Genomic DNA, 12,366 nt, shown 5'->3' with positions numbered 1-12,366 from the left:
CCCCCCCCCCCCCCCCCCCCCCCCCCCCCCCCCCCCCCCCCCCCCCCCCCCCCCCCCCCCACCGACCACGCCGCGGACCGTGCCGCCGACCGCGCTGCTGACCACGCCGACCACGCTGCTGACCACGGCGCGTGCCACGTCCGGGCAGGACTCCAGGGCGCTCTCGACCTCGCCCGGCTCCACGCGATACCCGCGGATCTTCACCTGGCCGTCCGCCCGCCCCGCGAACTCCAGCTCCCCGCCGAACGTCCATCGCGCCAGATCCCCGGTCCGGTACATCCGCTCACCCGCCGCGAACGGGTCCGCCACGAACCGCTCCGCCGTCAGCCCCGCCCGCCCGAGGTAGCCGCGCGCCAGCCCGTCCCCGGCGATGTACAGCTCGCCCACGGTGCCGATCGGGGCCAGGCGCAGGCGGGCGTCCAGGACGTACACGCGCGTGCCGTCCAGCGGGCGGCCGATCGGCACCGGCCCGCTCCCCGGCTCCGGGCCGGCGAGGTGGCTGGTGGCGAACGTCGTGGTCTCCGTGGGCCCGTACCCGTTGACGACCCGCACCCCGCGCCGCGCCAGCCGCCGCACCGCTTCCGGCGCGAGCACGTCGCCTCCCGCCCAGATCTCCGGGACGCGGGCGAGCGCGTCCGGCGCGAGGTCGGCCAGCGTGCGGAACAGCTCGGCCGTCAGCCACATCGCGCTCAGCCGGGACCGCTCGACGGTGTCCGGGCGGAGGGGGCCGGGCGGGGCGATGACGACGGTGCCGCCGTTGAGCAGCGGGGCCCACAGCTCGTACGTGGCCGCGTCGAACGTGTGCGGGCTGTGCAGCAGGACCCGGCGGTGCTCGGAGAAACGCCGGTCGGTGGCCAGATCGAGGATGTTGGCGTGGGTGACGACGACGCCCTTGGGCGCGCCGGTGGAGCCGGAGGTGTACATGACGTACGCGGCGGCGTGCGGGTGCACGGCCGCGGCCGGGCCGCCGTCCGGCTCGCTCTCGTCCGGCTCGCTCTCGTCCGGCTCGTTCTCGTCCGGCTCGCTCTGGTCCAGCTTCGTGAGGACGAGCTGAGCGCCGCTGTCCTCCAGCAGCCACGCCAGCCGGGCCCGAGGCAGGCCCGGGTCCAGCGGCACGTAGCAGCCGCCCGCCTTGAGCACCGCGAGCTGCGCCACCACCAGGTCGGGCGAGCGCTCCATGAGCAGCGCGACCCGCGTCTCCGGGGCCAGGCGTAATCGCGCGGCCACCCTGTCGGAGCGGGCGTCCAGTTCGGCGTAGGTGAGCGTGTGCCCGCCGTGCTCGACCGCCACCGCGTCCGGCGCCCGCGCCGCCTGCGCCGCGAACCGCTCCGGCACCGACCCGCAGCCCCCCGCCCTCCGCGACCCGCCCCAGCCCGTCAGCAGCCTGTGCTCCTCGGACGGCAGAACGTCGGCCCCCTCCAGCGCCCGCACGAACCGGCCGGTGATCGCCTCGGCCTCGGCGCGGCTCACCAGGTCGGGACGGTGACCGAGCCGCAGCCAGAGCCGCTCGCCCGCCACCACCGTCACCGTCACCGGGTAGTGGGTGGCGTCGTGCACGCCGGTCAGCCGCAGCCCGCCCTCGGCGTCGAGCCCGTCGCGCGGATAGTTCTCGAAGGCGACCAGGGTGTCGAACAGCTCCCCGGCGTCGCGCCGCACGTCCGCCAGCCGTACCTGGTGGTAGGGCGACAGCCGCGCCTGCTCGTCCTGCAACCGCCGCAGCAGCTCGGGCGAGCCGGTGCGGACGCGTACGGGAAGGGTGTTGATGAACAGCCCCACCATCGACTCCACGCCCGCCACCTCCGGCGGACGCCCCGACACCACCGCCCCGAACACCACGTCGTCCCGCCCGGTCATCCGCGCCAGCACCAGCCCCCACGCCGCCTGCACCACGGTGTTGACCGTCACCCCGGCGGCCCGCGCACGCCGCCGCACGGCCTCGCTCGCCTCCGGCGGCAGCTCGCGCTCCACCGCCTCCTGCCGAGGGCTCGCCACGCCGGCGCCCGGCCTGAGCAGCGTCGGGCCCGGCAGGTCCGCGAGGGACTCGCGCCACGCGTCCAGGGCCTGTGTGCCGTCCTGGGCGCGCAGCCACGCCAGGTAGTCGCGGAACGGGGGCGCGGGAGGCAGGGCGGGGCCGCCCGCGTACAGGGTGGCCAGCTCGCGGGCCAGGATCGGCATCGACCAGCCGTCCACCAGCAGATGGTGCATCGTCAGCACCAGCTCGCGGCGCCGCACCAGTGTGGCGCGCACCAGCGGCGGCCTCGTCACGTCGAACGGGCGCAGCAGGTCCGCCTCCAGCATCCGCTCCAGGTCGGCGTCCGTCGGCGGCTCCGCCTCCGTCCAGGGCAGGCGGACCTGATGCGGGACGAGCTGCACCGGGTGGTCGAGGCCCTTGTGGCGGAAGCAGGCGCGCAGGTTGGGGTGGCGTTCGAGCAGGCGCTCCACGGCCGTGCGCAGCCTCGCCGGGTCCGCCTCGCCTTCGACGGTGAACCTGGCCTGCACCACGTAGGCGTCGCCACCGCCGTACAGGGCGTGGAAGAGCAGGCCCTCCTGGGCGGGGGAGAGCGGCAGCACGTCGGCCAGCCTGCCGGTCACCAGTCGCCGTCCAGGTCCGCTTCGAGCGCCTCGATCTGCGCCTGGGTGAGGTCGACCAGGGGGAAGTCCGAGCTGGTCGCGCCGCCCTGGTGGTGCTGGGCGGCCAGCTCGGTCAGCGCCGCCTCCCAGTGGTCGGCCAGTTCTGTGACGTGGTGGGGTGCGAGGAGGTTCGCGGCGTGCGACCAGCTCGCCGTCAGGCGGGGGCCCGGCAGGGCTACGGCGTCGAGCTCCAGCGCGTACGCCATCGGGGCGTCCGGCCTGCCGACCAGGTCGCCCTCGAACCTGCCCAGGTAGTTGAAGCGCAGGTCGGGGGTGGGGAGTTCGGCGAGCTTGGCGGCCGTCTCCCGGTTGAGGTAGCGGAGGAGGCCGTGGCCGAGGCCTGAGCCGGGGAGGGAACGGAGGGTGTCCTTGGTGCGGTTGAGTGCGGCGGCGGGGGTGCCTGAGGCGTCGAGGCTCACGGGGTAGTGCGTGGTGAACCAGCCGACCGTGTCGGAGATGTCGATGTCGTCCGTGAACGGCTCGCGGCCGTGGCCCTCGACCTCCATGAGGATGGTCGTGCCGCCGCGCCACCTCGTCACGGCGATGGCCAGCGCGGTGAGCAGCACCTCGTTCGGGCCGCAGTGGAAGGCGGCGGGGAGGTGGGTGAGGGCCTGGTCGGTGAGGTCTGGGTTGAGGGTTCTGGTGAGGACGGCGCGCTTGCCGTAGCTCTTGTGTCCTGGGGTCGGGGGGAGGAGAGGCTGGCCTTGTGTCGCCATGCGTTCCCACAGCGGCAGCTCCGCCGCCACCCGTTCCGGGCGGTGCGCCTCGGCGGTCAGGAGGCGGGACCATCGGGCGAACGACGTGCCCTGGGGTGGAGCGGGGGCGGGGGCGTTGAGGAGGGCGGTCAGTTCGGGGGCGAGGATGCGCCAGGAGACGGTGTCCACGGCGAGGTGGTGGGCGGTGAGCAGCAGCCGGTCGGGAGAGGTCCAGGTGGCGGTGAGCATGTGGCCGCGCTCCGGGTCGGGCTCCTGAGCTTCGCTGAACGGGACCTCCGCCGCGTTCTCCAGCACCTCCAGCTCCCAGTCGTCCTCCGAGTGCCGCAGCAGGCGCATGCGCAGGGCGGCGTGCCGGGCCGTCAGCGTGCGCAGCGCCGCCCTGACACGCCCCTCATCGCACCCCTCGGGGACGGTCACCACCAGCGACTGGGTGAAGTCCCGCAACGGGCCGCCGCGCTCCCGCCACCAGTGCATGATCGGCGTCAGCGGGAACCGCCCGGCCGGGACGTCGGTGACGGCACGCGACGCCACGCGAGCCAGCACGGCCAGCGCCGCCGGGGTCCGGGCGACGAACACCTCGCGCGGCGTGAGCCCGATCCCCAGCTCCCTGGCCCGGCTGACGAGCCGGATCGCCGCCACGCTGTCGCCGCCCAGCCGGAAGAAGTCGTCCTCGGCGCCCACCTCTTGCAGGCCTAGCAGCTCGGCGAAGAGCGAGCACAGGGCGGACTCCCGTTCGGTGACCGGCTTCCGCGACATCCCGGTGGGTGTGTGGGGAGCGGGCAGCGCGGCGCGGTCCAGCTTGCCGCGCGGCGTGAGCGGCAGCGCGTCCAGCACCACGTACTCGGTCGGCACCATGTGCACCGGCAACCGGGCCATCGCGTGCGCCAGCACGTCGGCGGTGTCGATCACGGCGGTGTCGACCACGGCGGTGTCGACCACGGCGGTGTCGACCACGGCGGTGTCGACCACGGCGGTGTCGACCACGGCGGTGTCGACCACGGCGGTGTCGACCACGGCGGTGTCGACCACGGCGGTGTCGATCACAGCGGTGTCGATCACAGCGGTGTCGGCCTCCACGGTGTCGGCCTCAGCGGCGCAGGCGTCAGCGGAGTCGGCCTTGGCGGCGTCGGCGTCAGCGGCGTCGGCGTCAGCGGCGTCGGCGTCAGGCGCGTCCATCGTGTTGGCCGGATGCGGCACGAGGTAGGCGACGAGACGGTCGCCGCGCTTCGCGACCGCCGCCCGAGCGACCGCCCGATGCCCCGCCAGCACCGCCTCCACCTCGCCCGGCTCGATGCGGAACCCGCGCACCTTGACCTGGTCGTCGGCCCGGCCGAGGAACTGCAACTGGCCGTCGGGCCGCCGATGGACGAGATCGCCCGTCCGATACATCCGCTCACCCGCCGCGAACGGATCCGCCACGAACCGCTCCGCCGTCAGCCCCGGCCGGCCGAGGTAACCGCGCGCCACGCCCGCGCCACCCACGTACAGCTCCCCGGGCACCCCCACGGGCACCGGGCGCAGGCGGGCGTCCAGGACGTACAGGCGGGTGCCGGTGATCGCACGGCCGATCGGGGGAAGGGCGCCGTCCGGGGGGAGCGGGTCGCTGACGCTGGAGCCGACGGTGGTCTCGGTCGGGCCGTACGCGTTCCAGAAGCCCCTGCCCGCCCACCGGGCGGCCAGTTCCGGCGGGCACACGTCGGCTCCGGCGCAGACGCCGCGCAGATCGGGGTAGTCGCCGGGCGGCACGGTGGCCAGAATCGCCGGCGGGATCAGCCCGAACGTGACCCGCCGCTCCCGCAGCACCCGCCCCAGCTCGTCCCCGGCGAGGGGGCCGGTGGGCGGGATGATCAGGGTGCCGCCGGAGCCGAAAGCCAGGCACAGCTCGCCCACCGAGATGTCGAACGTGGGCGCGCCGAGCTGCAGGACGCGGCTGTCCTCGGCCAGGCCGAACGACGTCACCAGGGAGTGCGCGAGGCAGGCGACGCCCGTGTGGCTCACCACCACGCCTTTGGGACGTCCGCTGGAGCCTGAGGTGTAGATCACCCATGCCGCGCTGAGCGGGTCGATGTCCGGAAATTTCGTGATGGAGGTTGGGACGGCATCGGGCGCAACGCGCTCCACACCGAGCCCTGGCAGGGCGCTCGGCTCCGGCAGCGGAGCGGGCTCTGCCACGTGCCCCGGCAGGGCGCTCGGCTCCGCGTCGAGCCTCGGCAGCCTGCCGGGCTCCACGCCGAGGCCCGGCAGCGCGCCTCGTTCCGCGACGAGCAGGCTGGCTCCGGCGTCCCGGATCAAGTATGCCACCCTCTCCACCGGATCGTCCGGATCCACCGGCAGGTACGCCCCACCGGCCCGCTGCACCGCCAGCATCGCCACCACCATGGCCATGGACCGCCCCAGCCCCAGCGCCACCACCCGCTCAGGCCCCACCCCGCGCTCCACCAGCACCCCGGCCAGCGCGTCGGCCCGCTCCAGCAACTCCCCGTACGTGAGCCGCCCGTCCTCGGCCTCCACGGCCACCGCCCCGGGCCTGCGCCCGGCCTGCCGCGCCACCAGCCCGTACAGCGTGGTCGCGGGCACCCCGGCCGAGGAGCCCCGCGACACCGGCGGCTCCTCGGGCAGCAGCAAGGCCCGGGACACGGGCACGTCCGGCTCGGCGACCAGCGAGCCGAGCAGCGTCGTGAAGGCGTCGGCCCACGCCCGCACCACCTCGGGCTCGTACACGTCGGTACGGAACTCCAGGCTCGCCTCGAACCCGTCGTCCGCGTCACGCACGATCCCGATCAGGTCGTGCTCCCCGCCGGTGTGCACCCGTTCGGGATCGGCGATCTCGCGCAGCCTGGCCACGCTCTCCTGGCGCGGCAGATGCATGAACACCCACTGGAACAGCGGCGACCGCCCCGCCACCCGCTCCGGGTCCACCGCCCGCACGATCCGTCCCACGGGCACGTCGGCGTGCGCGAGCACCTGCGGGAAGTCGGCGGTGAAGCGGGCCAGCGACTCGGCGAACGTGGTGCGGCCGTCGAAACGCCAGCGGACCGGCACGGAGTTCATCACGTACCCGATGACCCGGTCCAGGCCCCTGGCGGACCTGTTGGCGACCGGTGTGCCGGTGATCAGGTCGGGCTCGCCGGACAGACGGTGCGCGAACACCGCGAACGCCGTCATCAGCACCCCGTACACGGTGGCCCCGCGCTCCTTGGCGAGCGCGCGCACGGCGGCTTCGACGCGGGCGCCGACCCGGAAGGCGACCTGCCCGACCCCGAAGCCCGGCGCGGCGGAGCCTGCCGTCGCAGGGCCCGGTGCCGTGGCGCCGACAGAAGGTCCGACGGAAGGGCTGGCAGAGGGGCTGGCGGTGGTGGAGGGGCCGACCGTGAGGGGGCGGGGCGGGTTCGCCAGGTAGTCGCGCCACCAGCCCAACTGGGCGTCGAACACCCCGGCCGCCTCCAGCTCCCGCTGCCAGCCCGCGAAGTCGGCGTACTGAATGGCAGGCCTGCGCAGACGCGGCGGGACCCCGTCGCGCACCGCCCGGTAGGCCTCGGTCAGCTCGCCGTGCAGCACGTCGAACGACCACCAGTCCGTCGCGATGTGGTGCAGCGCCAGCACGAGCGTGGCCCGCGTGCCGTCCACGGTGATGTACTGGCCCCTGATCAGCGGCCCGCCGTCCAGCTCGAACGTGCGGCGGCTGAAGGCGTGCAGCGCCTCGCGCAGGCCGACGCCGGTGCCGCGCAGGTCCAGACGCTCCAGCTTGAACGGCTCCGCCGGCGCGCACTCCACCCGCAGCCCGCCCACCTCACCCGTGATGCGCATGCGCAGGCTGTCATGGTGCCCCTGGACGATGGTCAGCGCCGCCTCCAGGTCGGCCGGGTCCACCGGGGTGTCGAAGTGGTAGGAGCAGCACAGGTTCAGGGCGGCGGTGTCCGGATAAAGCGACTCGTACACCCACAGGTCCTCCTGTGCGGGGCTGAGCCGCACCGGGACGGCGGGGTCGCGCGGGGGCACGATGTCGGGAATGGCCGCCAACCGCCCCGCCTCGACCAGCCGGCGCAACAACTCCACCCGCCGCCCGGCACTCAGCGCGGCGAACCGGTCAGCGGCGCTCATGGACCCTCCTGCCTCGACGCGGCCGACCGGTCGGTCAGTGGCGCTCCCCGCCCCTCCGGGCTCGGCGCGGCGATCCGCGCGGTCAGTGGCGCTCATCGGCCCTGCCGGCTCGGTGCGGCGATCCGGGCGGTCAGTGGTGCTCATCGGGCCTCCCGGCTCAGGTCGGCCAGTCGTGTCAGGCTCGTCAGGACGTCGTCGGCGCCGAGCCCGAAGTCGACGAAGCAGGCCACCTCGTCGCAACCCAGGTCGGCAAGGTCCGCCAGGCTCTTGCGGCACGTCTCGGGCGAGCCGATCAGACTGCCCCAGCTCAGGTAACGCTGGAAGGCGAACGCGGTGAGCGCGCCAAGCTGCTCCTCGCTCAGCGCGTCCACACGCGCCCCCTGGCTGCCCGCGACGCCCTGCTTGTTCGCGGCGGTCTGCGCCACGTACGACCTCAGATACGCCTTGAGCGGCCCACCGGCCTGCTCCCTGGCCAGCTCATCGGTCGCGGCCACGAATGTGTGGGCCATGAGCGTGACCGTGCCTTCGGGCGGGGCGCCGGGCTGGTTAGGGGCGGCGGCGTAGGCGTCGCGGTAGAGGCGGATCTTCGCGGCCAGCTCGTCACGGGTCTGCCCGATGGTGGCGCCGAGGATGTGCGTGCGCATGCGTCCCGCCGCCTCCCACGTCCGGGGGCTGCCGGAGGTGGTGGTCCACAGGGGCAGGGCGGCGGAGTACGGCCTTGGCTGGGACGTCACCGCGACCCGCCCGCCGGCGCCGTCGGTGAACTCCACGGCCTCGCCCGCCCACAGCCGCCGCAGCAGCGCCAGGTCGCGGGACGCGCGTTCCCTGCGGTCCTCGTACGCGGCGGGGGCGAGCACGAAGTCCCTGGAATGCCAGCCGGTGGCCACCGACACGCCGATCCGGCCGCGCGACAGGTTGTCCACGACGGCCCAGTCCTCGGCGATCCGCAGCGGGTGGTGCAGGGGGAGCACCAGGCTGCCCGCGCGCAGGTGGATGCGTTCGGTGGCGGTGGCCAGGGCGGCGCTGAGCAGGGCCGGGTTCGGGAAGAGCTGGCCTACCTGCTGGAAGTGGCGTTCCGGGGTCCAGACGGCGGTGAAGCCGAGCTGGTCGGCGGCTTTGGCGATGGCCAGGATGTCGCCATATTTCGCGGCGTGTCCGGCGCTGGCGTCGTCGGCGCCGAAGAACATCACGCTGAGGTCCATGGACGTGCTCCTCACCGGGGGTGGGCGCGCGGGGTTCTGGGCAGGCGGGTGATGGACGGCTGTGCGACGGGTCGTGGGGGCTTGGTGGGCTGCTCGGGTTGGGTGGGCTGGCCGGGCTGCCCGGGTTGGACAGACTGGGTGGGTTCTGTGCATTGGTCGGTGGCGAGTGTGGCGGCCAGTGTGGCGACGGTGGGGGAGGCGAAGAGGTGGGTGGCCGTGGCGGGGAGGCCCTGGGCGGACAGGCGGGCCGCGACCCGTACGGCGCTCAGTGAGTTGCCGCCCAGCGCGAAGAAGCCGTCGTCCAGCCTCACCTGAGCCACACCGAGCACGTCGGCCCAGACAGCGGCGATCCGCCGTTCGAGCTCGGCGTTCGGGGACGGCGCCTCGGCCGCGAACGGGGCGGCCTCGTGTGGGGATCGCGCAGTGCCGGGCAGAGGCGGTACTCCAGCCTCGGGCGGCGAGGTGTTGGGCGGGGCGCTGTCGGGCACGGCGGTGTCGGGCACGGCGGTGTCGGGTGGGGCGGTGTCGGGTGGGGCGGTGTCGGGTGGGGCGGTGACGGGTGGGGGTGGTATCGGGATACGGGAGACGGGCGTGTCGGGCGATGTCGTCATGGCTTCCAGCACCCGCACCAGCGCGTCGCCCAGCCACTCCACCACCGCCCGCTCGAAGGCGTCCACCCGGTACTCCAGCGTCACCACGACCCCGCCCGGCACCCCGCCGGGCAGGTGGTCGTCGGTCACGTCCACCAGCAGCTCGAACCGCGCGGCCCCGGTCCTGACCACCTCCACCCGCGACTCGACCCCCGGCAGCGCCAGCTCGGCCCGCAGGTTGTTCTGCAGCGCCAGCACCACGTCCACCAGCGGATGCCGCCCCGGGTGCCGGGCCGGGTTCAGCTCGTGCACGACCCGCTCGAACGGCACCTCCTGATGGGAGAACGCCTCCAGGTCGGCCTCCCGCACCCGCTCCACCAGCTCCCCGGCCGCCGGGTCTCCTGACAGGTCGGTACGGAGCACGAGCAGGTTGACGAAGAACCCCACGAGGTCGTCCACCGAGCCACCGGACGCGGGGCCACCGGACGCGGGGCTGCCGGACGCGGGGCTGCCGGACGCGGGGCTGCCGGGTGTGGAGCCGCCCGGCGTGAACGCCACGGACCGGCCGGCGACGGGTGCTCCGATGGTCACGTCGGTGCCTGCGCCCGCTCGTTCGAGGACGACGGCGAGCGCCGCGTGCAGCACCATGAACAGCGTGGCCCCGCGCCGCCTGCCCAGCTCCACCAGCCGCCCGTGCAGCTCGGCGCCGATGTGCCGGATCACGGTGCCGGCGGCGGCGCCCGAGGGTGGGCGGGAGGAGCGGGGAAGTGCCAGGCGTTCTGGCATGCCCTTCAAGGCTTTGCGCCAGTATGTCAGCTCCGCGTCGGCGATCGTGTTCACCCGTTCCCGGTGGCGGGCGGCGTACTCGGTGTACTGGAGGGGGAGGGGCGGCCAGGCGGGGGGTGTGCCGTTGAGGCGTGCGCGGTAGGCCAGGGAGAGGTCGCGCATGAACGGGGGCAGTGACCAGCCGTCGGTGGCGATGTGGTGCATGACCAGGAGCAGCGCGTGCTCGTGCGGGGCCGTCGTGAACAGCACGGAGTGGATGGGCAGCTCCGCACTCAGGTCGAAGCGGTGCCGCGCCGCTTCGGCGACCCGCTCGTCCAGTTCGGTGGCAGGCACGTTGACGGCCGTGAAGGCGGGCGCGGAGGTGGGCACACAGGTAGGCGCGGAGGTGGGCGCGGAGGTGGGGGCGGGCAGCACGCGTTGGGAGGGCTCGCCGTCGTGCATGGTGAAGACCGTTCGCAGGGGCTCGTGCCGGGCCACCACGTCCTCCAGCGCACCGCGCAGCGCGGGTACGTCCACGGGGCCGCGTAGTCGTACGAGCATGGGCATGTTGTAGGCCACGCCCGCGTCCACCTGATCGAGGAACCACAGCCTGCGCTGCGCCGCCGACAGGGGCGCGCCGTCGCCCGCCTCTGCCGGGAGGGTTTGAACCGCTGAGGCCACCAAGGGCGCCGAGGACTGTTGGAGGTGGGTGGCGATGCCTGCCACGGTCGGCGTCTCGAACAACGTCCTGACCCCCACCTCCACCCCCATCTCGACCTGGATCCGGCTGATCAGCCGCGCCACCCGCAGCGAATCCCCGCCCAGAGCGAAGAAGTCGTCACGCACCCCCACCCCGGCCACCCCCAGCACCTCCGCGAACAGCCCGCACAACACCTCCTCCACCGGCGAACGCGGCTCACCCGCCCCGCCCCGCCCGGGCGAGGGCGCGGGCAGCGCGGCCCGGTCGAGCTTCCCCGTGCCGGTGAGCGGCAGGGAGTCCAGCAACACGACCACCGACGGCACCATGAACTCGGGCAGCACAGCGGCCACCTGCCCCCGCAACGCCTCAGGCTCGACGCCGCCCCCGGAGCGAGCCACCACGTACGCGACGAGCCGCCGCTCCCCGGCCACGTCCTCCCTGGCGACCACGCACGCCTGCGCGACCCCGGGGTGCCGCGCCAGCACGGCCTCGACCTCGGCGGGTTCGATCCTGAACCCGCGGACCTTCACCTGCTCGTCGGCCCGTCCCACGAACTCCAGCACCCCGCCCGGACCTCGCCGCACCAGGTCCCCGGTCCGGTACATGCGCTCGCCCGGCGCGCCGAAGGGGTCGGCCACGAAGCGTTCGGCCGTGAGCCCCGGGCGGCCGGCGTAGTAGAGGGCCAGACCGTCGCCGGCCGCGTACAGTTCGCCGGTCTCGCCGTCGGCGACGGGCCGCAGGCGGGCGTCCAGGACGTGCACGCGCTTGCCTCGCAGCGGCGTGCCGATGGGGACGGGCCCGTCCGCGCGGGTCACCGGGTGGGTGGTCAGGAAGATCATGCCTTCGACGGGCCCGTAGCCGTTGCGCAGGCGTAGCCCGGGATGCCGGTCGAGGGCGCGGCGGACGTGCGCGGGTGACAGGGCCTCGCCGCCGACGACCAGGTGGTGGAGCCCGGACAGCGCGTCCGGGTACTCGTCCACGATGACGTTGAAGAGGCCGGCCGAGAGGTACATGGCCTTCACGTGGTGCTCGGTGACCAGGCGTGCGAGGACGACGGGGTCGGGGCGTGGCCCCGGGTAGAGGACGCAGGTTCCGCCGGACAGCAGCGGGCCCCACAGCTCCAGGGCGAACGCGTCCCAGGAAGTGGGGGAGGTCTGGAGCCATACCGTGTCGAACGGTGCGTACTGCTGTCCGGTGACCGTGGCGGTGATCGCCCGGTGCGGGGCGGCGACGCCCTTGGGGGTGCCGGTGGAGCCTGAGGTGAACATCACGCACGCGATCCCGTCGTGCCGCCGGGCCGCGACGCCTGGCGGGTGTTCCAGGCCGGTGGGGGAGAGGACGGCGGTGGCGCCGGTGTCGGCGACCATGGTGCGCAGTCGTTCGGCGGGGAAGGCCGGGTCGAGCACCAGGTAGCCCGCGCCCGCCTTGAGGACCGCCAGTAGTGCGATCACCAGGTCTGCGCCGCGTTCCATGCGGACGCCGACGAGCCGACCGGTTACGTCGCCGAGTTCGGCCGCCCGTTCGCGGGCGCGCGCGTCCAGGTCGGCGTAGGTGAGGCGGTCGGCGCCGCAGACGAGTGCCGTTCTGTGGGGGGTGCGGGCCGCCTGGGCGGCGAAGGCCTCGTGTACGCGATCATCGCCCCCGGCTGTGCCTCCGGTCAT

General features: G+C 74.3%; 4 protein-coding genes. All 4 read right to left on the bottom strand.

Features of this window, described 5'->3' with window-relative positions; all coding sequences use genetic code 11:
* Positions 1-2,592, bottom strand: a 2,592-nt coding sequence (locus tag ABD331_RS23600) for a non-ribosomal peptide synthetase (protein WP_344478303.1), incomplete at its 3' end; no start/stop codon positions are given.
* The gene (locus ABD331_RS23595) at positions 2,589-7,448 is read right to left on the bottom strand and encodes an amino acid adenylation domain-containing protein (RefSeq protein WP_344478300.1); all 4,860 of its coding nucleotides are present in this window, start codon (positions 7,446-7,448) and stop codon (positions 2,589-2,591) included. The genes ABD331_RS23600 and ABD331_RS23595, both read right to left, overlap by 4 nt.
* 140 nt (positions 7,449-7,588) lie before the next feature.
* Entirely contained in the window at positions 7,589-8,650 is a 1,062-nt protein-coding gene (locus ABD331_RS23590) for a MupA/Atu3671 family FMN-dependent luciferase-like monooxygenase (RefSeq protein WP_344478297.1), read from the bottom strand.
* A gap of 11 nt (positions 8,651-8,661) precedes the next feature.
* Positions 8,662-12,366 (bottom strand): condensation domain-containing protein, encoded by a 3,705-nt coding sequence (locus ABD331_RS23585; protein WP_344478295.1) that lies wholly within the window; start codon positions 12,364-12,366, stop codon positions 8,662-8,664.

The organism is Nonomuraea monospora (assembly GCF_039531895.1).
Taxonomy (GTDB): domain Bacteria; phylum Actinomycetota; class Actinomycetes; order Streptosporangiales; family Streptosporangiaceae; genus Nonomuraea; species Nonomuraea monospora.
This window is presented reverse-complemented; position numbering and strand designations above follow the sequence as displayed.

Coding starts and splice junctions, on each gene's coding strand:
- ABD331_RS23590 (WP_344478297.1), bottom strand. CDS start 8,650: ATGGACCTCAGCGTGATGTTCTTCGGCGCCGACGACGCCAGCGCCGGA.
- ABD331_RS23595 (WP_344478300.1), bottom strand. CDS start 7,448: ATGAGCGCCGCTGACCGGTTCGCCGCGCTGAGTGCCGGGCGGCGGGTG.
- ABD331_RS23585 (WP_344478295.1), bottom strand. CDS start 12,366: ATGACCGGAGGCACAGCCGGGGGCGATGATCGCGTACACGAGGCCTTC.